The sequence below is a fragment of the Frankia sp. AgKG'84/4 genome (genome assembly GCF_023242965.2).
Lineage (GTDB): Bacteria > Actinomycetota > Actinomycetes > Frankiales > Frankiaceae > Frankia.
This window is the reverse complement of sequence record NZ_JALKFU020000011.1, coordinates 1-20,552: the sequence shown is the minus strand read 5'-3', so window position 1 is coordinate 20,552 and position 20,552 is coordinate 1. Positions and strand designations below refer to the sequence as shown.

20 protein-coding genes are annotated in these 20,552 nt (G+C 71.0%); 11 read left to right on the top strand and 9 right to left on the bottom strand.

Annotated elements, in window-relative coordinates:
* Positions 1–1,848 carry a translation elongation factor 4 gene (lepA, locus tag MXD58_RS02110; RefSeq protein WP_308301877.1) on the bottom strand — a complete coding sequence of 616 codons (1,848 nt, stop codon included), beginning with the start codon at positions 1,846–1,848 and terminating at the stop codon, positions 1–3.
* 358 nt (positions 1,849–2,206) lie between these two features.
* Between lepA and rpsT the strand changes: the two genes are divergently transcribed.
* The gene (gene rpsT, locus MXD58_RS02105) at positions 2,207–2,476 is read left to right on the top strand and encodes a 30S ribosomal protein S20 (protein WP_248840027.1); all 270 of its coding nucleotides are present in this window, start codon (positions 2,207–2,209) and stop codon (positions 2,474–2,476) included.
* 158 nt (positions 2,477–2,634) lie between these two features.
* Here rpsT and MXD58_RS02100 read toward each other — a convergent pair whose 3' ends face one another.
* Genes MXD58_RS02100 through MXD58_RS02085 form a run of 4 tightly spaced genes read right to left on the bottom strand, consistent with a single transcriptional unit; the run spans position 2,635 to position 7,782 of the window.
* Complete coding sequence (locus tag MXD58_RS02100) at positions 2,635–3,021, bottom strand: hypothetical protein (protein ID WP_248840028.1); 387 nt, start codon at positions 3,019–3,021, stop codon at positions 2,635–2,637.
* Positions 3,018–4,016, bottom strand: a complete 999-nt coding sequence (gene holA, locus MXD58_RS02095; protein WP_248840029.1) for a DNA polymerase III subunit delta — start codon at positions 4,014–4,016, stop codon at positions 3,018–3,020. Before holA ends, MXD58_RS02100 begins: the two co-directional genes overlap by 4 nt.
* Before the next feature lie 12 nt (positions 4,017–4,028).
* Positions 4,029–6,572 (bottom strand): ComEC/Rec2 family competence protein, encoded by a 2,544-nt coding sequence (locus tag MXD58_RS02090; protein ID WP_248840030.1) that lies wholly within the window; start codon positions 6,570–6,572, stop codon positions 4,029–4,031.
* Positions 6,573–6,591: 19 nt separating this feature from the next.
* Positions 6,592–7,782 carry a ComEA family DNA-binding protein gene (locus MXD58_RS02085; protein ID WP_248840031.1) on the bottom strand — a complete coding sequence of 397 codons (1,191 nt, stop codon included), beginning with the start codon at positions 7,780–7,782 and terminating at the stop codon, positions 6,592–6,594.
* Positions 7,783–8,159: 377 nt separating this feature from the next.
* Between MXD58_RS02085 and MXD58_RS02080 the strand changes: the two genes are divergently transcribed.
* The 3 genes from MXD58_RS02080 (at position 8,160) to MXD58_RS02070 (ending at position 9,764) form a co-directional block, all read left to right on the top strand.
* Positions 8,160–8,723 carry a YceI family protein gene (locus tag MXD58_RS02080; protein WP_248840032.1) on the top strand — a complete coding sequence of 188 codons (564 nt, stop codon included), beginning with the start codon at positions 8,160–8,162 and terminating at the stop codon, positions 8,721–8,723.
* Between the two features lie 126 nt (positions 8,724–8,849).
* Positions 8,850–9,044, top strand: coding sequence for a ferredoxin (locus MXD58_RS02075; protein ID WP_248840033.1), 195 nt, complete (start codon positions 8,850–8,852; stop codon positions 9,042–9,044).
* A 147-nt stretch (positions 9,045–9,191) separates the two neighbouring features.
* A complete protein-coding gene (locus MXD58_RS02070; RefSeq protein WP_248840034.1) occupies positions 9,192–9,764 on the top strand; it encodes an HdeD family acid-resistance protein in 573 nt (190 codons plus the stop codon).
* Positions 9,765–9,838: 74 nt separating this feature from the next.
* Here the strand turns inward: MXD58_RS02070 and MXD58_RS02065 are convergent, their stop codons facing one another.
* The 3 genes from MXD58_RS02065 to MXD58_RS02055 form a co-directional block, all read right to left on the bottom strand.
* Positions 9,839–10,627, bottom strand: a complete 789-nt coding sequence (locus MXD58_RS02065) for a tyrosine-protein phosphatase (RefSeq protein ID WP_248840035.1) — start codon at positions 10,625–10,627, stop codon at positions 9,839–9,841.
* 222 nt (positions 10,628–10,849) lie between these two features.
* Positions 10,850–11,767: an SOS response-associated peptidase gene (locus MXD58_RS02060; RefSeq protein ID WP_248840036.1), complete on the bottom strand. Its 918-nt coding sequence runs from the start codon at positions 11,765–11,767 to the stop codon at positions 10,850–10,852.
* 110 nt (positions 11,768–11,877) lie between these two features.
* Positions 11,878–12,570 carry a M50 family metallopeptidase gene (locus MXD58_RS02055; protein ID WP_248840050.1) on the bottom strand — a complete coding sequence of 231 codons (693 nt, stop codon included), beginning with the start codon at positions 12,568–12,570 and terminating at the stop codon, positions 11,878–11,880.
* Between the two features lie 340 nt (positions 12,571–12,910).
* On the opposite strand from MXD58_RS02055, the gene MXD58_RS02050 reads away from it, so the two are divergent.
* From MXD58_RS02050 to MXD58_RS02040, 3 genes are all read left to right on the top strand, one after another.
* Entirely contained in the window at positions 12,911–13,627 is a 717-nt protein-coding gene (locus tag MXD58_RS02050) for a lysophospholipid acyltransferase family protein (RefSeq protein WP_248840037.1), read from the top strand.
* A 166-nt stretch (positions 13,628–13,793) separates the two neighbouring features.
* Positions 13,794–14,855, top strand: coding sequence for an amidohydrolase family protein (locus MXD58_RS02045; RefSeq protein WP_284677736.1), 1,062 nt, complete (start codon positions 13,794–13,796; stop codon positions 14,853–14,855).
* Positions 14,856–14,883: 28 nt separating this feature from the next.
* Positions 14,884–15,465, top strand: a complete 582-nt coding sequence (locus tag MXD58_RS02040) for a hypothetical protein (RefSeq protein ID WP_248840039.1) — start codon at positions 14,884–14,886, stop codon at positions 15,463–15,465.
* Here the strand turns inward: MXD58_RS02040 and MXD58_RS02035 are convergent.
* Positions 15,390–16,616 carry an alkane 1-monooxygenase gene (locus MXD58_RS02035; RefSeq protein WP_250608994.1) on the bottom strand — a complete coding sequence of 409 codons (1,227 nt, stop codon included), beginning with the start codon at positions 16,614–16,616 and terminating at the stop codon, positions 15,390–15,392. The genes MXD58_RS02040 and MXD58_RS02035 overlap by 76 nt on opposite strands.
* Positions 16,617–16,837: 221 nt before the next feature.
* Between MXD58_RS02035 and MXD58_RS02030 the strand changes: the two genes are divergently transcribed.
* The 4 genes from MXD58_RS02030 (at position 16,838) to MXD58_RS02015 (ending at position 20,442) form a co-directional block, all read left to right on the top strand.
* A complete protein-coding gene (locus MXD58_RS02030) occupies positions 16,838–17,068 on the top strand; it encodes a hypothetical protein (RefSeq protein ID WP_248840041.1) in 231 nt (76 codons plus the stop codon).
* Positions 17,069–17,208: 140 nt separating this feature from the next.
* Positions 17,209–18,111 (top strand): AEC family transporter, encoded by a 903-nt coding sequence (locus tag MXD58_RS02025; RefSeq protein WP_248840042.1) that lies wholly within the window; start codon positions 17,209–17,211, stop codon positions 18,109–18,111.
* A gap of 189 nt (positions 18,112–18,300) precedes the next feature.
* Positions 18,301–19,206, top strand: coding sequence for a 3-hydroxybutyryl-CoA dehydrogenase (locus tag MXD58_RS02020; protein ID WP_308301878.1), 906 nt, complete (start codon positions 18,301–18,303; stop codon positions 19,204–19,206).
* A 72-nt stretch (positions 19,207–19,278) separates the two neighbouring features.
* Positions 19,279–20,442 carry an acyl-CoA dehydrogenase family protein gene (locus MXD58_RS02015; RefSeq protein WP_248840043.1) on the top strand — a complete coding sequence of 388 codons (1,164 nt, stop codon included), beginning with the start codon at positions 19,279–19,281 and terminating at the stop codon, positions 20,440–20,442.
* Positions 20,443–20,552 lie beyond the last annotated feature (110 nt).

Genomic DNA, 20,552 nt, shown 5'->3' with positions numbered 1-20,552 from the left:
CTACTTGCCTGGGGTCGCCTTACCGGTGTCCGTGGACAGCGCCGCGATGAACGCCTCCTGCGGCACCTCGACGCGCCCAATCGTCTTCATCCGCTTCTTGCCCTCCTTCTGCTTCTCCAGGAGCTTCCGCTTGCGGGTGATGTCACCGCCATAGCACTTGGCGAGCACGTCCTTACGGATGGCGCGGATGTTCTCGCGGGCGATGATCCGGGCACCGATCGCCGCCTGGATCGGCACCTCGAACTGCTGGCGGGGAATGAGCTCGCGCAGCTTCGTGGTCATCGATACACCGTACGAGTAGGCCTTCTCGCGGTGGACGATCGCCGAGAAGGCGTCCACCGTCTCGCCCTGCAGCAGGATGTCCACCTTGACCAGATCGGCCAGCTGTTCGCCGGCGGGCTCGTAGTCGAGGCTGGCGTAACCACGGGTCCGGGACTTCAACGAGTCGAAGAAGTCGAAGATGATCTCACCGAGGGGCAGGGCGTACTTCAGCTCGACCCGGTCGCTCGACAGGTAGTCCATCCCGCCCAGCACCCCGCGCCGGCCCTGACACAGCTCCATGACCGCGCCGACGAACTCGGTCGGCAGCAGCAGCATCGCCTCCACCATCGGCTCGTGGACCTCGGCGATCTTACCGCCCGGCCAGTCGCTCGGGTTGGTGACGGTGAGCTCGGAGCCGTCCTCCATCACCACCCGGTACACGACGTTCGGCGCGGTGGAGATCAGGGTGAGGTTGAACTCCCGCTCCAGCCGTTCCCGGACGATCTCCAGGTGAAGCAGGCCGAGGAAGCCGCACCGGAACCCGAAGCCCAGGGCGGCCGACGTCTCCGGCTCGTAGGTGAGGGCGGCGTCATTGAGCTGAAGCTTGTCGAGCGCCTCGCGCAGCGCCGGGTACTCGCTCCCGTCGATCGGGTAGAGGCCGGAGTAGACCATCGGCAGCGGGTCACGGTAGCCACCGAGCGCCTCCACCGCCGGCCGCCTGCTGGTCGTGATCGTGTCGCCGACACGCGCCTGCCGGACGTCCTTCACCCCGGGGATCACATAGCCGACCTCGCCCACCGACAGCGAGCCGGTCGGATGCGGGTCGGGGGAGATCACGCCGACCTCGAGCGTCTCGTGGCTCGCGCCGGTCGACATCATCAGGCAGCGGTCCCGGGTGGTCAGGGTGCCGTCGATGACGCGGACGTAGGTGATGACGCCGCGGTAGATGTCGTAGACGCTGTCGAAGATCATGGCGCGGGCCGGGCCGTCCGGGTCGCCGACGGGCGCCGGCACCTTGCGGACGATCTCGTTGAGCAACTCCGGCACACCCTGGCCGGTCTTGCCCGACACCCGCAGCACGTCGTCCGGGTCGCAGCCGATGATCGACGCGATCTCCTCGGCGTACTTCTCTGGCTGGGCCGCCGGAAGGTCGATCTTGTTGAGCACGGGGATGATCGTGAGGTCGTTCTCGATGGCGAGGTACAGGTTGGCGAGGGTCTGCGCCTCGATTCCCTGCGCGGCGTCGACCAGCAGCACCGCCCCTTCGCACGCGGCGAGCGATCGGCTCACCTCATAGCTGAAGTCGACATGCCCGGGCGTGTCGATGAGATGCAGGATGTAGTCCCCGCCGTCGTCGGCCTGCCAGGGCAGTCGGACGCTCTGGGCCTTGATCGTGATCCCGCGCTCGCGTTCGATGTCCATCTTGTCGAGGTACTGCGCGCGCATGTTGCGCGCCTCGACGACGCCGGTCACGCCGAGCATCCGGTCGGCCAGGGTCGACTTGCCGTGGTCGATATGCGCGATGATGCAGAAGTTACGGATCATCGAGGGATCGGCGCCGGGCGCCAGGTGCGGGGCTGCGGACACGCGGAGAGTTCTCGTTTCGCTCGCGGTGGTCACGGGAGCGGTCCCGTGCCGAGATCAGGGTGCGGGCCTTCACCTACATCGTGCTCGCCTTCATCGTGCCAGGAGCCGGCACGCAACGGCTCCGGGCACTGGCCGACGCCGGGTTTGATAATCTGAGTGCCGCCCGGGTGGAGCCGCTCGGGTGGGCCACATTGTCGTCCCTTCGCGCCTCAGGCCGGTCCACGGCCTGTGTGGCGTCGGACCCGACCAAAGTGGCAGGCTCTCCCGGCCCGGTACCCAGGCCGCCGAGCGCGGCCCACGGCCCCGTGACATGATGTGTCCGCACCATCCCGACTCGACAACCCAGAGGTTCCTTCGCGTGGCCAACATCAAGTCGCAGATCAAGCGCAACCTCACCAACGAGAAGCGGCGGCTGCGCAACAAGGCGGTCAAGTCCGAGCTCAAGACCCACGTCCGCCGGTTCCGTGAGGCGGTTGAGGCGGGTGACGCCGCGCGCGCTGGCGAGACGCTGCAGATCGCTTCCCGCAAGCTGGACAAGGCTGTCAGCAAGGGCGTGATCCACTCGAACCAGGCCGCAAACCGTAAGTCGGCTCTGGCTGCCGCGCACGCGAAGCTGACCTCCAACTGACTCACCGCGGCTTAGCCGGGGCCTGATTGGGCTCCGGCTTTTCTGCGTGCCCCAGCTGAGTGCCGCGTCCTGTTGGCCGCGTGATCCTGGGCTTCGACGTGCGCTGCCCTGACGGGCCCCGCACGGGCCAGCCGGTCACCTGAGCGCCGCGACCGCCCTCATCGTGGGATCGCCGCGTCCGTACGAGTGGTCTCGTGCGCGGGACCACCATTCGGTCTGAGTAGGCGTTCGAGCCCCTCGTGGTACGCGACTGCCACGGCCACCCCCGCAGGCAGGACCAGCACCACCCAGGCGCTCGCCAGATCGCCGAGGGCCACGACGATGGTGAGCAACGCGGTCACCGTCGTCAGTGACGCACGCATCCAGGCCGCTGGCAGCACGCGCAGCCGGAACCATCCGCCGGGTGGCAGTACCTCCCCCGCCGCGCCACCGTCCACCGCCAGGCCATCGTCCACCGCCAGGCCATCGTCCATCGAAGCCGCGTCTGACGGCGAGGCCGCGTCCGGCTTCGCGGGCGGGTCCGGCATCGAGGGCGGTTGGCTCATCGCCGTCCCCCGCGATGCTCACGATCCCGTGGGAGTGCGCGAGCTGTGGCCACCTCACGCAGGAGTTTCTCCAGCGCGTAGTCAGCATTGACGGACGCGCCCTTCACGCCGGCGTCCGCCGTGGCCGCCGCGCGCAGCGCCACGCCGAGACCGGGGTCCGACCACGCCCGGACCGCCCGCTGCGCCTTCTCGACCTTCCAGTCGGGCATGCCCAGCGCGCGGGCCAGATCCCACTTGCTGCCCGGCCCCGCCGATCCGACCCTGGCGAGGTCCCGCAGCCCGCCGGCGACCGCGCTGGAGATCAGCACCGCCGCTGTTCCGCCCGCGAGCGCCTGGCGCAACAGGGTCAGCGCCTGCGGCAGGTCGCCGCCGATGATCGCGTCGGCGACCGCGAACCCGCTGGCCTCGGCCCGCCCACGGTGAAACCGGCCGACGGCCGCCTCGTCGAGCAGGCCCCCGTCGGTGTCCGCGACCAGCTGGTCGCAGACCGCGGCGAGCTCACGCAGGTCACCGCCCACCGCGTCGAGCAGTGCGCGCACGGCGCCATCGCTGATGCGACCGCCGAGGCGGCGGACCTCGGCCACGACGAAGTCATGCCGGTCGCGCGCCTTGGTGATCTTCGCGGCGGGAACGACGCGGGCTCCCGCGGCCTTCATCGCGTCCGCGAGTTTTCGGTTCTTCACACCACCGCTGTGCACGAGGACGAGAACGACGTCGTCCAGCGGCCGGGCCAGATAGGACAGCAGCGCGTCCCGCAGCTCCTCCCCGAGATCCTGCACACCCCGCACGATCACGACCCGCCCACCCCCGAACATGGCGGTCGCGCCGAGGTCGACCAGGTCCGCGTCGGTGAGTTCGCCGGCCGCCCGGTCGACGACCTCCACCTCGGGGTCCTGTCGCCGGGCAGCCTCGATCACTTCGCGGACGGCGCGCCCGACGAGGAGGTCCTCGTCGCCGGTGACGAGAACGAGCGGGGAAGGCGTGGATGCGGCCACCCGGGCAGCATGTCACGATCCGTCCGCCGCCCGTTGGCGCACCACCGTGATGTCCGCCTGTCCCGTGGTCGGGCGACCGGCGCCGGGCCGCGCACCAGGCGGCGGGCACCCGCGGGTCGCCGGGTCGGCGACGTCCGCGGCGCCTGGCCCGACGACGGCGAGCGCGCCGTCACGGTCGGTCCGGCCCACAGCCACGCCGGCCCGCGCGAGCGCGCGAAGGGTCGACACGGCCGGGTGGCCATAGTCGTTCCCGGCTCCGACGCTGATGAGGGCGTAGCGGGCTCCGGCCGCGGCGAGGAACCGGGGCTCCTGGTTGGCCGAGCCGTGATGGGGAACCTTGAGCACATCCGCGCGCAGCTCGGGCGACCCTGCGGGCCCTGCCAGCAGCAGGCGCTGGGCGACGGCCTCGACGTCACCGGTGAGCAGGATCCGCGCGCCGCCCACCCGCGCGGCGATCACCAGGCTGTCATTGTTCGGGTCGCTGTCGGTACCGTGCAGCGTGGTCCGCGGGCCGAGCACGGACCAGCAGGCTCCACCAACCTGGCCGACGGATCCCACCGCCGCGGCCCGCAGTGGTACACCCGCCTGCCCGGCCCATCGACGCACCAGCCGCCACTGGCCGGCCGGCTCGCGAAGCGGGCCGACCAACACCTCCCCCACCGGTAGCCGGCCGAGCACACCGGGCAGGCCGTCCACGTGATCAGCATGCAGATGACTCAGGATGACCACCGGTAGTCGCCGCACACCGAGCTCGTGCAGGCAGCGCTGGAGCAGGCGCGGGTCCGGCCCGGCGTCGACGAGAACGCCGCTACCCGGTCCGGTCCGCAACACCAGTGCGTCGCCCTGGCCGACGTCGCAGGCGACCACACTCCAGCCGGGTGGCGGCCAGCCGACGAGCCGGTCGACGACGACGCAGCGGGCCAGTAGCAGTCCGGCGAGTGCCGCGGCGGCGACCCGGCGGCCCCGCCGTCGACGAGCCGCCGCCACGCTGGCCACCACGACCACCGCGGCCGAGACCGCGCCGGGGGTCCCACCCGGCCAGCGCAGCGTCGCCGCCGGCAGCGCCGCACCCTGATGCGCTACCTCGACCAGCCACCAGCAGGGCAGGCCGGCGGCCTGAGCCAACCCGTGGGCCAGCGGCGGCGCGGGCACGGAGACGGCCAGAGCCAGCACACCCAGGATCGTCGCGGCTGGGACCGCCGGCGCCGCCAGAATGTTCGCCGGGATGGCGATGAGGCTCACCCCGCCGCCGATCCACGCGATCAGCGGCGTACAGGCGACCTGCGCGGCAGCCGCGACCGCCAGCACCTCGGCGAACCGCTCGGGCAGCCGCCGGGCGAGTGAGGTGCGCCAGCCCGGCGCCAGGATGATCATTCCCGCGGTCGCCAGGACGGACAGCGCGAACCCGACCGACACGGCCAGCCTCGGCACGGCCAGCACGAGCAGCGTCACGCTGGCGGCCAGCGCCGGCAGTACCGCCCGCGGGCGCCCGGTGGTGACCGCCGCCAGCCCGATGAGCCCCATCACCCCGGCGCGCAGCACGCTCGGCGACGGTCGGGCGAGGAGGACGAAGGCGAGCAACGCGCCCGCGCCCGCCGCGCCGCGCAGCCGCAGCCCCCGTCGGGCCCAGGCCGACACCAGGACCGCCGTCGCCGTGATGATGGCCACATTGCCGCCGGAGACCGCGGTCAGATGGGTCATCCCGGCCCGGCGGAAATCCGTCCGGAGGTCCTCGTCGAGACCCGACAGATCGCCGACGACGAGGGCCGGCAGCAGGCCTCGTCGTGGCTGCGGGAGACCATCGGCCGCTGTACGCAACCCCAGCCGGAGCCGGCCGGCGATCCGTTGCACGGCGCTCGGCCGCCCGACCGACTCCGGTCCGTCGCTGACCAGCACGACCGCGGCGACGGAGGGATCGGACCTGGGTGCGGTGAGGCGCCCAGACACTGTCAGGCGCTGGCTGGGCAGCAGAGCGCCCCAGCCCGCGCCACGGCCGAGCAGCACCACCGGCGCGTGCGCGCGCACGACCACTCCTCCCACGGTGGCGGACTCCAGCCGCGCCGCGGCGACGAACAACGGTCCGGCCCGCGTGGCGGAGGTCGTGCCGCCCATCGCCGGCCGCGGATCGTCCGTAAGTACCACCGACATGGTGCCCGCCGCTCCCCCGCGGACGAGGCCGGCGAGCGGGCCATGGTCGCCGGGGCGCGTCGCCAGGCCGCCGGAGAGGATGCCGGCGGCGAGGAACGCGGCCGAGGTGGCCACGACGGCGATCACGGCGGGCAGGCGGTCGCTGTCCGGAGCAGCCGGCCCGCCCGACCCGTGTTCAGTGCCGTCGGGAGCGCGAGATCGAGACCGGATGACCACCCGGGTGCGGACCACCAGCAGGACTGGCACCGCGATGGTCACAGCGCCCGCCAGGACCAGCGCGGCACCCGGCATGGTCCAGTTCACCGAAGCCGCGGCGCCAGCCCAGGCGGCCAGCGCCGGGACGCCCAGCCGAGCGTCGAGTGGCGCGGCCGGATCAGGGCGTTCGGGCAGCGACAGAGCTGTCTCCATGCCCACGGCGACCACGGGTTCAGACCCGGACCAGGGGCAGGAGATCGGCGAGACGCCTGTCGCCCACCCCCGTGACCTCACCGAGCTGGTCCGCAGACCGGAACGGCCCGTGGGCCGTCCGCCATTCCACGATCCGCTGCGCCAGCACCGGGCCGACGCCGGGCAGCCCGTCGAGCTGCTCGACGCTGGCATTGTTGAGATCGATCGGATCGCCTGCGGTACCGCCTACGACCGCGCCGCCGGTACCGCCACCCGCCGACGCGGACACCGCGGCCGCGGGCGGCGGCCCTGGTCGGCCGTCGACGAGTATCTGCTCTCCGTCGACCAGCACCCGGGCCAGGGCGATCCCGGTGGTATCCGTTCCGGGCAGTGCTCCCCCGACCCGGTCGATCGCGTCGATCACCCGTGAGCCGGCTGCCAGCCGAACCACGCCGGGACGACTCACCCGCCCCGCGACGTCGACCACCACCTCGCCTACCCCGGCTGACCTGCCGACAGCGGTGGGCGCAGGCGAATCACCGCGGGATGGGGCCACGGCCGGGTCACCCGAGGCGGCGATCGGCGGGACAGCGGCCGCCGACACGGTGGCCGGGGCACTCACGGCAACCGGACGGTGCCGCCAGGCCAGCCACGTCGTCGTGACCGCTGCGGCGAGCGCCACCATCGCGAGGACCAGGGTGGCGCTCGCAGCCGGCGTCACCACCGCTCCCCGCAACCCCGCCGGCAGACGATCGGCCAGCCGTTGCCGGATCACGCGCAAGCTGCCCGCGATGGCTGGGCCGGCGTCCGCACCGCGCCGATCGTCGGCCGGGTCGAGGGAACCGCCGCCACGTCCGGCCGCACCCTCGACCACCCTCCGCCCGCGGCCACGCAACCGGGACTCGAGGTCGCCAAGGTCCTCCGTGCCGTCCAGGGTCTCGGTCTCGGTCTCGGTCTCGGTGTCGATGGCGGTCCCGGTCCCCGTCCCGGTCCCGGTCCCGGTCCCGGTCCCGGGGTCAGGGTCAGGGTCGGCGGTGGGCCCGCGGGCAGAGGAGGCGCGCAGCAGGTCAGTGCGCGGGACTCGGGCGGGCGGCGCGTCGTGGGTACCGCGGTCGCCTCGCTCGGCGGCGTGCTCGTCCGCCCAGGCTGGCCCCAGAAACGCCAGATCGTCGGCCCGCGGCTCGTCATCGGCGGCAAAGAAGCCCTCACGCACCCGCAGCCGGGTGTCCACCGGATCCGTGAAGATGCCGGGCGGAGCCGCTGCCGGAGTGGGTGGAAGCGAGTCGGGTGGGCGTCGCGACGGTGTCGGGCACCCGGGTCCTGGGGTGTTTGTAACCATGAGGTGGACCGTAGAAGGGACGGCGCGCCAGCGGCAGGGCCCACGTTCGCCCTGTGGACAGAGCGACGATATCCACAGGCCGGGAGCCGAGGATCCAACCAACCCCGTCGGCCCGGTACGGTCGCGTCAGACGGTCGAGGGCCACGGAATACCCGGCGGAGCCCCGCGTTGGACTGGCAGTAAATTGCGCGTGCAACCATCTGCGAGCGCGCCTCTTCCGGGGGAACGTCGCAGGGAACCTGCCCACCATCCACAACTTGGAGGACCCGATGACGGCTCCCACGACGGACCTGACCAGCCTGACCGGAACCTGGTCGATCGACCCGGCGCATTCACGGATCGGCTTCGCCGCGCGCCATGCGATGGTCACCACCGTGCGCGGACAGTTCTCCGCCCTGGAGGGCTCACTCAACCTCGACGGTGCTGAGCCGACCGCCTCCACCGCCACCGTCACCATCCAGACGGACTCGTTCTCCAGCGGCGTCCCGGATCGGGATGGTCACGTGAAGTCCGCGGACCTCCTCGACGTCGCGGCCTACCCGACGATCACCTTCGTCAGCACCGGTGCCGCCGCCGGCAAGGGCGACGACGAATACGTGCTGACCGGCGACCTGACGATCCGCGGGGTCACCCAGCCGGTCGACATCGACATCGCGTTCGAGGGCAGCTCCAAGGACCCGTTCGGCAACGTCCGCGCCGGCTTCACCGGGGCGACGACGCTGAACCGCAAGGACTTCGGCCTCACCTTCAACGCCGTGTTGGAGACCGGCGGTGTACTGATCAGCGACAAGGTGAAGGTCGAGCTGGACATCTCCGCGATCAAGGCATCCTGACCCTGCCAAGGGGGATCGGCAACGTCGCTGTGGCCCGCCGGGGGGACGTCGCTGTTCCCGCACGGACCACGGCGGTAGGGTCCAGACGACTACGACATTCTGGAAGCATTACCGGGAGGTCCGCCGATGCGCGTGAGCGTCGACTTCGACCGTTGCGCGAGCAGTGGAACATGTGTCCGGCTAGTTCCTGACATCTTCGAGATCCGCGATGACGGTTACCTCTATCTCCTGCAGGAGGAACCGGACGAGTCACGGACAGACGATCTTCAGGAAGCTGTCGAGTGCTGTCCGACCGAGGCGATCAGCATCAGTGAAAGCTGACCGTTGCTAGATCGGCACGCGTAGTACACCGGCCGGCGCCGCATCCGACGTGGAACGTCTACAGCGGATACGGCGCCACACGCCGGGTATTCCCCTCCCAGCGGACCCGCGCAAGCTCGCGGGGGTGCGCGCATGGGAGGTGCCCCGATGGCAACGATCTACCGGCAGCAGCGGCAAGACGCCACGCCCAGCGCGCTGTGGCCTGCCCTTCTCGCTCTCGGCGCGGCCGTCACCGTCCTTGGGCTGTTGCTCATCACCAATCCGTTCGCGACCGCCGGGGCACTGGCCGTGCTCGCAGGGATCGCGCTGATCCTGTCCGGGATCGGCGAGACGATCGCGGCAGCGCGGTCGGAGAACACGGCGACCGCCGCGTTGGTCGGCATCCTGCTCGTCCTCGGCGGAGTGGTCGTGCTGGTGTGGCCGGGAGTCACCCTGCACGTCGTGGCCGTGGTCGTCGGCACCGTTATGATCATCGGCGGTCTGGTGCGGGCGGCGATGATGCGATCATCGCGGGCGGCGCGGGGCAGTGGTTCCGGTTCAGCGGTCGGGGGCTACGCCCTTGCCGCGCTCAGCGTGGTGGTGGGAATACTCGCTCTTGTCTGGCCGGGAGCGACGATCGTGGTGCTGGCGGTTCTCTTCGGCATCCAGCTGATCGTCGCCGGCGTGGCGGAGATCGCGCTGGCGCTGGCGCTGCGGCCGCACCTGCAGCATCGGTCCTGACTTCGGCGGGATCGGACCCGTGGCGGTGCCGCGCCGGCCGCGCCACAGGAGCGCGACATCCACCCGGTCGGGAATCAGGCGAGGACGCGTTCCCGCCAGAGTCGTATCGACTCCGCACTGGCCCCGTGCTCCAGAAGCCAGCCGGCGACACCGCCCGGATGCCCGCCGGTAGCGGCCAGCACCGCCTCAGCAGCCTGCGGCGAGATCCTGGTCAGTTCCCCGCCCGCCTGCGCGGAGCCGGTGCCAGGAAGTATCGCGTGGCCTCGCAGCCTGCGCAGAACGCCTGGCATGTTCGGCCCGGTAGCGGCGTAGTCATCGAGGATGTCACGCTCGATCACCCCGGCCAGGCGCAGCAGCACGGCGACGGTGACGCCGGTCCGGTCCTTGCCCGCGGCGCAGTGGATGAGCACCGGGCCGGGCGCCTCGGCGACGAGGTTGACGATCTGCGCGATCTGCGGCGCCGCGTACGTCACCATCACCTGGTAGAGCGCACCGAGGCCGCGCTCGATGGCGCTTGCCGTGGCGGCCGAGTGGTCGGCGGTGGGTCGGTCGCCGAAGAGCGGAATGACCACGACGGTGGCGCCGAGGGCCACGAGCGGATGCGGGTCAGTTCCCCGTTCGATCGCGGAGCGCAGATCGATCACCGTGCGAGGCGGCCAGGTCAGGTCTGACGGAGCCGCATCCCCGATTCTCGGCATCTCGCTGCGGTAGAGCACCCCGGCACGGGTACGCCGGCCGTCATCGGTCGGCAGACCGCCGACATCCCGCAGGTTGACCAGCCCGGAGACGTCCGGCGGAGCCGGCGCCTCCAACGGCACCGCGTCCGCGTCGCCGGGGGTACCTGGATCGGTTACGGACGTCATGAGTTCCTCCTCCGGCCGGGCCGGAATGCTCGACAACACCTACCGTTCAACCGCCAGGACGGTCACATTGCGCCCCCGGAGCGAGGCCCGACGTCGGCACCCGCCGGCTCGGCCCGTGAGCCGGCGTTCCCGGTCGGGCCGCCACCCGGCGCCCGCCGGTACGCACCATACTTACCGAACCGTGCATGATCCCGCGCCTATCGCCCGATGGGCATCACGCTCTCACCCGGCGTGGGCCGCGGAATCCGCCCTGGTCAGCACGCCGTCACCGCCGCGCTCGAACCCCGCCAGGTCCACCGGCTCGGGCGTCGCGGCCACACCCTGCGGACCACCGGCGAGGCTGTCGAGGGCCACCGCCGACGGCCCGCCAACCGCCGCGATCGCCTCCGCCACGGCGGGATCGAGATCGACCGGATCGGACAGGTGCGACCCCTTGTTACGCACGTTGCCCACGTCCGCCGCGACCGGATGCGCCGTTGCCACTCCGGCCGGGGCCGGGCGCAGCAGCGGTTCCAGCGCGGCCCGGTCAGCGGTCGGGTCGAGCCAGCGGTCCCAGGCCGACATCGGGAGAATCACCGGGGACCGGTCGTGCAGGAAGGCCAGTCCCTCGGCCGCGCCGGTGGTGAGAATCGTGAAGGTCACCAACGGCTCGCCGCCCTTGCGCCAGACCTCGTAGAGCCCGGCGAACGCGAAGATCCCACCGGTCGCCGGATGCCCCGCCGGGTGCACGTAGAACGGCTGCCCGCGGCGGCCACCCCCGTCGGGGTGGAACCACTCGTAGAAGCCGGTGGCAGGCACCAGACAACGGCGGGACGCGTACGCCGAGCGGAACGCCGGCTTGGTGGCGGCCGTCTCCGCCCGGGCATTGATCATCTTGGCGCCGATCGAACGGTCCTTCGCCCAGGACGGCACCAGCCCCCAGGCCGCCAGGCGCAGGGCACGCCCGCCGGCGCGCCCGGGGCTATCCGGGGCATCGGTCGTCGTGGCCGCCGGCCCGCTCCCGGTCGCCACGACGACCGGCATCGTCGAGGTGGGAGCGACATTGTGGTTCTGCGCGATCCCACCGTCGGTCTCGTCCCGTGCGGACATCGCCGCGACGAGATCATCGGCCTTCAGTTTCTGCGTGTAGCGCCCGCACATGACGCCAGTGTCGCAGCCAGGTCCGACACTTCCGGCCACCGCGATGCACCGGTACCCACGGACCGGCCGAGCAGCACATCGACCGAGCAGCACATCGACCGAGCAGGACCTCAGCCGAACAGCGCCACGGCCCCACCAGCCGTGCAGGCCAGGCCGATCAACCCGAACAGGCCGACCCAGAAGACTCCGGTCAGCCCGGTGAGCCGGGCGAGCTGGTCGGGGTCCGAGTCCCGGGCCCGCCGCCGGCGGCGCTGGCGCTGCACCTCGACGACTGGTCGCAGTGCACCCAGCAGCAGGAAGCAGGCGATGTAGGCCGCGAAGCCGGCGCGTGCGGTGGGCGGCGCGAACCACGAGATCCCGAGAATCGCCGCGGTGCTCACCAGCAGCGAGACGACCCCGAAGCCATTGCGGATCACGATGAGCATCGCCAGCAGCAGCGCGACGCAGAGCTGGAGAACCAGGCTCGTGCGGCCGGTGGCGAGCAGTCCAGCGGCACCTAGCCCGAGCAGGGACGGGGTCGGGTAGCCGGCGGCGACCGTGGCGATCACGCCCGGACCGGTCGGCCGACCCGAGGAGACCGTGACTCCGGAGGTGTCCGAGTGCAGGCGGACGCCGGCGAGGCGCCGGCCACTCACCACCGCGGCCAGGGCATGCCCGCCCTCGTGCGCAATCGTGATCACATGCCGGGCGATCGGCCACACACGGTCACTGAGCACGGTCATCGCCGCGAGGACGGCAGCGACCACGAACACCCAGCGCGGCGGATCCGGCTGCGCCTCGAGACCACGCCGCAGGATGTCCATCCGATCCGCTCCCTCCACCAGGTCGGCCGGCCCGAACCCACCGACCGCCGCCGACCGGCGGCCCGGACCGGTCGCCCGCGACGACACCGCCGCCACGGGTACTGCCAGGAACTGCGAGCGCAAGATCGCCGTTCCCGACATCATCCGTCTTCGGCGTCCATGTCCGTTGGCACATCATCGGTCCTGAAGGTGCGACCAGCCGACGGCGCCCCGGTATGAGACCAGTCGGCTGGCCGACGCACCGCATCCCACCGGCGGGTCGCGCGGCGGTAGTGTCGGCACCGGACGGGGGCCGACCGTGGAGCCGACCCGGCGGGGAAAAGCTGAGGAGTGGCCTGTCGTGGCGGAGTACGTCTACCGGCCAGTCGTCACCGTCGCGAAGGGCCTTTTCGCAGCATTGCGGCTGCGGATCGACATACAGGGCCTCGAGCACGTCCCCGCATCCGGCGGCGCCGTGGTTCTGATCAACCACGTCTCCTACCTCGACTTCGCCCTGGCAGGTCTGCCGTTCTGGCAGGCAAAGCGGCGACCGGTGCGCTTCATGGCGAAGAAGGCAGTTTTCGACCATCGGATCGCCGGCCCGCTGATGCGCGGCATGCACCACATCCCGGTGGACCGGCAGGCCGGTGCCGGCTCGCTGCGCGAAGGCCTGGCGGCACTGCGCGCCGGCGAGCTCGTCGGGGTGTTCCCGGAGGCGACGATCAGCCCGAGCTACTGCCTTGGCTCGTTCAAGTCGGGTGCGGCCCGGCTGGCCGCGCACACGAAGGTCCCCGTCATCCCCGTCATCCTCTGGGGAAGCCAGCGCACCTTCACCAAGGGCCACCCCTTCCATCTACGGGAGGCGATCGGTACCCCGGTCACGATCACGGTGGGGCGTCCCGTGTCCCATGAGGAACTCACCGACCACCGGGCCGGAACCGACGCGCTGCACAAGACGATGGCCGAGTTGCTGGACACCGCCCAGCGAACCTATCCGCGCCCCGCGCCCGGGAAGCCGGACTGGTGGCTGCCGGCTCATCTGGGCGGGTCCGCTCCGCCGCCGCCCACCGCCGAGTAAGCACGCTGTCGCCACAGCACCAAGTCCTCCGTCAAACCTGACAGGCTCTCGTCAGAGTCCTTGACCTGTCACGCGCTTCTCCGGGAATGTTGGGTCCTGATATTCGGGGCTCGCGACGATCGAGCCGGACGAAACTCGGTGGGCAGCGGTGGGACGTGAAGTGACGATGGCCGGGTCCCCGTATTTTGACGCGGATGCGGCGTTCATTGATGCACTTCCCAAAGTAGATCTGCACGCGCGACTGGTCTTTCCGGGACCGCGCCCCTCTGATCATGGATACCGGAACACGTCATCGCGGTCTGATGACGAGAGCCGATTCGCCGCCGCAGCATTTCTGACGGCACATTTGCTGGCGTCCCAGGGAGTGCGTTACGCCGAGATAACCATCACTCCGTGGAAACACGAGCGCCGGGGCGTCGATCCCGCCGTCATGTTCACCGGCCTCGACCTCGGGCGCCGGGCGGCCGAGCGGGAGGCGGGAATCCAGGTGCGATGGGTCGCCGAGGTTCCCGCCGCCGGGCCCGGGCTCCGCGCGGCGGCGGAACGGACGGTCGAGCTCGCCGTGACCCTGGGGCGCACGGCCGTCGTCGGTCTGGGGCTCGCAGTGCCGGGTCCGGGTGAACCCGGCCCGGACCTTCCCGACCTGGCAGACGTGTTCGTGGCCGCCACCGAGGCGGGGCTCGGTAGCTATCCCCACGTCTCGCCGCACGCCGGACCGAAGGCGGTGTGGGACGCCGTGACCCACCTGCGGGCCACCCGGATCGGTCACGCCTGCGGCGCCCTTTCCGAACCCGCGCTCATCGACCACCTGCGCCAGTTCGATGTCGCCGTGGAAATGTGCGCCGAGATGCCTCAGCGGTCCCGGCCGATGACCCATCCGCTGGCGCTCGCGATGGCTCACCGGCTCGCGGTCTGCCTCGGTTCGGGCGGCCTGGCACAGGCGCCGTCCTCGCCGCGGGCGGCCTACCTGGGCGCGCTGCGCGTCGCCGGTCTGCGGCGCGCGGATCTGGTCACGCTCGTCGAGACAGCGATCAGTCGGGCTGCCCTGCCGGAGACCGGACGGGCGGTGCTGCGTGGCGAACTCGCCACGACCGTGGCCGAATGGGGTACGACGGCATCGACACCGCCGGCTCAGCGGGTCGGCGGCCCCGGGTCGGCGCTGGCCCGCAGGTGCCGGAACAGCACGGTCATCACCGGCGGATCCGGGTATCGTGCGCCCGGATCATGACTAGAAGAATGGCAGGCGGAGGTATTCCGTGGGCACCGTTGGGTGGGTTGTTCTCGTGATCTGCGCCATGTCCCTGGTCGGCGCTGCCAGCCTGCTCGACCGGCGTGGCGGCCGCGCCGCGTTGCGCCGACGATTCGGGCCGGAATATGACCGGGTGGTCGCCGAGCGTGGTGGCAGGCGGGCGGCCGAGCGACATCTCACCGCTATCGCTGAACGGCGCGATGCACTTAAGATCAACGCGCTGAGTGAGAACGAACGAAAGGTCTTCACGGATCGCTGGACGAAGCTCCAGATTTCTTTCGTGGACGACCCCGTGGACGCGACGTCAAAGGCGGATTTTCTCGTCACCGACGTCCTGCGGAGCCGTGGATATCCAGCGGACAGCTTTGACGAGTGTGCGGAGCTGCTCGGCGCCGACCATCCCGGACTGGTCGGCAGTTACCGCGAGGCCCGCCGGTTGGCCACAGTGAAGTCGCCACCGGGCAGCGACGGGCTCCCACCGGACACTGAACGTCTGCGTTCCGCGTTCGTGCGCTACCGGGAGCTGTTCGGCGAACTGGTGGGAGCGGGCACCGCCGGGGCGCGGACGGGTACCGGGCGCCCCGGGTAGCGGGCGGCGAGGGCCCTCCGCCGCGGTGGGTGGACGTTGGCCCGGTCGAGATCGCCACCGTAGTGGGCCGCCACCCGATCGTCCATCAGGCGAAACCACACCGGCGGCAGGAACACGACGGGCAGCAGGGTGGCATACCCCGCCGGCAGTTGGGGGGATTCCTCGAACGAGCGAAGCGCCTGGTAACGACGGGTGGGATTGGCATGGTGATCGCTGTGGCGCTGGAGCTGGTACAACGCCAGATTGCTGATCACGGCATCGCTGTTCCAGCTGTGGCGCGGGGTGACCGCCTCGTACCGGCCGGAATCGGTTCGGGCCCGGGCGAGGCCGTAGTGCTCGATGTAGTTCACCCCTTCGAGCAGGGTGATCCCGAACAACGCCTGGGCGACGAGGAAGCCGAGTACCGCGGGCCCGAAGACCGCGGCCAGCGTGCCGAAGAGGACCGCGGTCAGCAGCCAGCCGAGCAGCACCTCGTTACGCGGCGACCAGACCCGGCCACCGCGCAGCCGCAGTCGGCGGCTTTCCAGCGCCCAGGCCGAGCGCACGCCGCCGATAACTGTCCGCGGCCAGAACCGCCAGAAGCTCTCCCCCAGCCGGGCGCTCGCCGGATCCGACCGGGTCGCGACCCGAACGTGATGGCCGCGGTTGTGCTCGACGTAGAAGTGGCCGTAGCCGGTGGCGGCGAGCATGAGCCGCGCCAGCCAGCGTTCCAGGCGCCCGCGGCGGTGGCCCAGTTCGTGTGCCGTGGTGATGCCGACTCCAGTTACCGTCCCCACGGAGATCACGGCTCCGATCCGGGCAAGCGCGGACAGGTGCCCGCTGTCCCAGGCCGATGCTCCGAGCACCAGGCCGACCCCTGCCAGTGGCAGGTAGAGGTAGGTGCATCGGCGGTAGAACCGATCGTCCTCGAGCGCCGGGAGGATTTCCGCCGGCGGATTGACCGGGTCCGGCGGGGAGGTCAGATCGAGTATCGGGACCAGCACGAAGACGAACAGCGGGGTTACCCACCAGTGCACCCCAAGGCCCGTTCGGTGCCACAGGCCGTAGCCGACGATCGCCAGCAGCGGGACGATGACAGCCGTGAGCCACATGTAGCGTTTTCCGTCGCGCCAGGCAAGACAGCCAGGCGCCGAGTAGACGGGAGCTGCCACCGATACCTCCGATCCACCGGGACGACCAGCCTGCACCGGTCGCGCCCGTCCGGCCGCGAAAACAGGCGATGGGACAGTTCGGCGGAACGACTCGTGAATCTGCCAGTCCGGCGTCGGAGATGACAACAGGATCTCCGACACATGTCACCCAAAGGACGTAACCCACAGTGATACCGGCGGGCGCGCCATCCCGGCCGCCGCATCCGCGCAGATCCCGCTCGATGACGGACTCGCCGCCCTGGGTGGGCGGCGTCATGGTCGCCACCCTGCTGTTGCCGGCCATCATTCTGATCACCTACACGCTGGTGCCGCTGCCAGGGCAGGCACGGCTGGGCAGCGGAAACTACGTGTTCGCCGGCGCCGTGTTCGCCACGAACATCCTGCTGCCTCGAGTGCTGAGGCGGGCTCGACGGCTGCGTCGCGCACGGCGCCGGGCGCACCCCGGGCCGTAGTCCGAGGCCCGCAGCACCTCGGTCCCCCGCCGACGACCGCCACCGCCACCGCCGCCGTCTGCACCTGGGCCGGGGCCGGGGCCGGGTGGAACGCACCACGACCGGTCCTGCCAGCGCCGCCGAGCTGCGACCATTGCCAGGTGTCCGCGCTGGTCGTCCTACTGGTCGGCCTGATCGCTGGCATCGTGGTCCGGCGCTGGCGCAGACCACCCGAGGGCGCTGCGGCGACGGTGAACACCTGGCTGCTCGACGTCGCGCTGCCCGCGCTCGTCCTGCACGCCATGCACGAGGTGCGGTTCCCGGGTAACCTCGCGCTCGTCCTCGCCGCGCCGTACCTGCTGTTCGCGGTGTCGATCGGGCTGTACCTGCTCGCCGCGCGCCCGCTGCGGTTGCGCCGCGACACCGTGACGGCCTTGATCGCCACCACGGCGGTGGCGAACACGAGCTTCGTCGGCTTTCCGATGGTCACCGCCTTCTACGGCGCGGGCTCGGTGCCCATCGCCGTCCTCGTCGATCAGCTCGGCTCGTTCCTGCTGCTGAACACGGTGGTCCTCAGCCTCGTCACGGTGGTGGCCGGGGCGTCGCTGCCGCGCGCGGAGCTGGCCCGGCGGGTGCTGACCGCGCCGGCGCTCATCGCCCTGGTAGCGGCCCTGGTGCTGCGGCCGGTGGGTTTCCCGGACTGGCTGGACTCCGCACTGGTCTCCCTCGGCGCCACCCTCACCCCGTTGGCGCTGTTCTCCATTGGCCTGCAGCTCGAGGTGCGTGCCGTGCGGCGCTGGTGGCGCGAGCTGGTGCTCGGTCTCGGAGTGAAGCTCGTGGTCGCGCCCGCGGTCGTGGTCGCCGTCTACGGCATCGCCGGTGGGCTCGGCGATCACGCGGTCACGATCGCGTTGTTCGAGACGGCGATGCCCCCGATGGTCGCCGGCGCACTGATCGCCGCGCGCCAGGACCTGGCCACCCCGTTGCCGAGTCTGCTGGTGGGGGTCGGGGTGCCGCTTTCGCTGGTCACCCTGCCGCTATGGTCGCTGGTCCTGGGGTCCTGACCTGGGCAGATCCTGGGCCGAACGGAATCTGATGAGAGCGCCGAGCTCACGGGCTAGGGTGAGTCACGGGCACCGGTGCGGTGTTCGGCAAGCCGCCTTACGGGCGTCTCGCCTGGCGGATGACCTTGCCGGATCGGCGGCGGTTGCGGGCGTCGGCGTCCGAGAGGAGTGGATCCAGCGGTGAGTGCGGTGCAGACGGTCGATCGTGTCGACGGGGCGGCTGTGAGCCCGGCGTCGACGTTCACCCGGTTGGGCGTGATCGGCTGCGGCCTGATGGGCTCCGGTATCGCGGAGGTGGCTGCCCGGGCCGGACTCGACGTCGCCGTCCGTGAGGTCGACAGGTCGGCGCTGTCCGCCGGGCGGTCGCGGCTGGTCGCGTCGCTGGACCGCGGGGTGCGCGGCGGCAAGCTCAGCGAGGCGGAACGGGACACGGTGCTCGGCCGGCTCACGTTCACCACCGAGATCGACGCTTTCGGCGACCGCGATGTCGTCGTCGAGGCCGTCGCGGAGAACGAGCAGGTCAAATCGGAGATCTTCGCCGCGCTGGACAAGGTCGTGAGCCGGCCGGACGCGATTTTCGCGTCGAACACGTCGTCGATTCCCATCATGAAGCTCGGCATGGCGACCTCCCGGCCGGAGCAGGTCGTCGGGATCCACTTCTTCAACCCGGTGCCCGTCCAGAAACTCGTCGAGATCGTCCCGTCCCTGCTGACCTCGGCCGAGACAGTGAACGCCGCGCAGGGTTTCGTCACCGAGCGCCTCGGCAAAGAGGTCATCCGCTCGCAGGACCGCGCCGGTTTCGTGGTGAACGCGCTGCTGGTGCCGTATCTGCTGGCCGCGGTGCGGATGCTGGAATCCGGTTTCGCCGCGGCGGACGACATCGACCGGGGTATGGTTCTCGGCTGCGCCCACCCGATGGGGCCACTGCGGCTGAGCGACCTGATCGGGCTTGACACGATCAAGGCGGTCGCGGAGTCGCTGTACGAGGAGTTCAAGGAGCCGCTCTACTCTCCGCCGCCGCTGCTCATGCGGATGGTCGACGCCGGCCTGCTCGGCAAGAAGAGCGGACGCGGCTTCCACAACTACGCGGCCTGATCCACGACCCGGCCCTGGCGGTGGGCCGACTGGCCGACACGAGCGCGAACCACGATCAGCGAGGCGGTCGCCGTGAACCCAAGTTTCAGCCTGTATCAGCTCGCCGAGGAGCATGTCGCGCTGCGTGAGGCGGTGCGCGATCTGGTCGAGAAGGAGATCGCCCCGCACGCGGCGGACGTCGACGAGCGGGAGCGGTTTCCCACCGAGGCGCTCGACGCGCTCAACCGGGCCGGTTTCGAAGCGGTCCACATCCCCGAGGAGTACGGCGGGCAGGGCGCCGACTCGATCGCGACCTGCATCGTCATCGAGGAGGTCGCGCGGGCCTGCGCGTCGAGCTCGCTGATCCCCGCGGTCAACAAGCTCGGCAGCATGCCGATCATCCTGTCGGGCTCCGAGGAGCTCAAGCGCCTCGTCCTGCCCTCGATCGCCAGCGGCGAGGCGATGATCTCCTACGCGCTGTCCGAACGGGAGGCCGGTTCGGACACCGCCTCGATGCGCGCCCGCGCCCGTCTCGACGGCGACCACTGGGTCCTCGACGGGACGAAGACCTGGATCACGAACGCCGGCGCGTCGACCTGGTACACCGTCATGGCCGTGACCGACCCGAACGCGGCCCGCAAGGTCGACGGCATCTCGGCGTTCGTGGTGCACCGCGACGACCCCGGGTTCGAGGTCGGGACCAAGGAGCGCAAGCTCGGCATCAAGGGTTCGCCCACCCGGGAGATCCACTTCACCGGCTGTACCATCCCCGCCGACCGGATCATCGGCGAGCCGGGGACCGGCCTGCGCACCGCGCTCGCCACCCTCGACCACACCCGGCCGACGATCGGTGCCCAGGCCGTCGGCATCGCCCAGGGTGCCCTGGACGCCGCGCTGAGCTACGTCCAGCAGCGCCGCCAGTTCGGCCGCGCGATCGCGGACAACCAGGCCGTCCAGTTCATGCTCGCCGACATGGGCATGAAGATCGAGGCCGCCCGTCAGCTGGTGTACATCTCCGCCGCCCGGGCGGAACGCGGCGAACCGGCGCTCGGCTTCATCTCCGCCGCCGCGAAGTGCTTCGCCTCGGACGTGGCGATGGAGGTCACCACGGACGCCGTTCAGCTGTTCGGCGGCGCCGGCTACACCCGCGACTTCCCCGTCGAGCGGATGATGCGCGACGCTAAGATCACCCAGATCTACGAGGGCACCAACCAGGTCCAAAGGGTCGTCATGGCCCGCGCGCTACTCAAAGGCTGATACCAGCCGCCGGCATCCGGATCAGTTGATGCAGGAGGAGAGCGCGGTCGTCGTCGGCACCGCGGGGCTCGCGGTCGCGCCCGGCGACGCGCCCGCCGGCCCGGCGGCGG

What these genes read in the sequence shown, in the direction of transcription:
- MXD58_RS02060 (WP_248840036.1), bottom strand. Translation starts at nt 11,767, where the DNA reads ATGTGCGGGCGCTACACGCAGAAACTGAAGGCCGATGATCTCGTCGCG.
- MXD58_RS02100 (WP_248840028.1), bottom strand. Translation starts at nt 3,021, where the DNA reads ATGAGCCAACCGCCCTCGATGCCGGACCCGCCCGCGAAGCCGGACGCG.
- MXD58_RS02055 (WP_248840050.1), bottom strand. Translation starts at nt 12,570, where the DNA reads ATGGACATCCTGCGGCGTGGTCTCGAGGCGCAGCCGGATCCGCCGCGC.
- MXD58_RS02045 (WP_284677736.1), top strand. Translation starts at nt 13,794, where the DNA reads ATGGCCGGGTCCCCGTATTTTGACGCGGATGCGGCGTTCATTGATGCA.
- MXD58_RS02080 (WP_248840032.1), top strand. Translation starts at nt 8,160, where the DNA reads ATGACGGCTCCCACGACGGACCTGACCAGCCTGACCGGAACCTGGTCG.
- MXD58_RS02030 (WP_248840041.1), top strand. Translation starts at nt 16,838, where the DNA reads ATGACGGACTCGCCGCCCTGGGTGGGCGGCGTCATGGTCGCCACCCTG.
- MXD58_RS02075 (WP_248840033.1), top strand. Translation starts at nt 8,850, where the DNA reads ATGCGCGTGAGCGTCGACTTCGACCGTTGCGCGAGCAGTGGAACATGT.
- MXD58_RS02070 (WP_248840034.1), top strand. Translation starts at nt 9,192, where the DNA reads ATGGCAACGATCTACCGGCAGCAGCGGCAAGACGCCACGCCCAGCGCG.
- MXD58_RS02090 (WP_248840030.1), bottom strand. Translation starts at nt 6,572, where the DNA reads ATGGAGACAGCTCTGTCGCTGCCCGAACGCCCTGATCCGGCCGCGCCA.
- MXD58_RS02065 (WP_248840035.1), bottom strand. Translation starts at nt 10,627, where the DNA reads ATGACGTCCGTAACCGATCCAGGTACCCCCGGCGACGCGGACGCGGTG.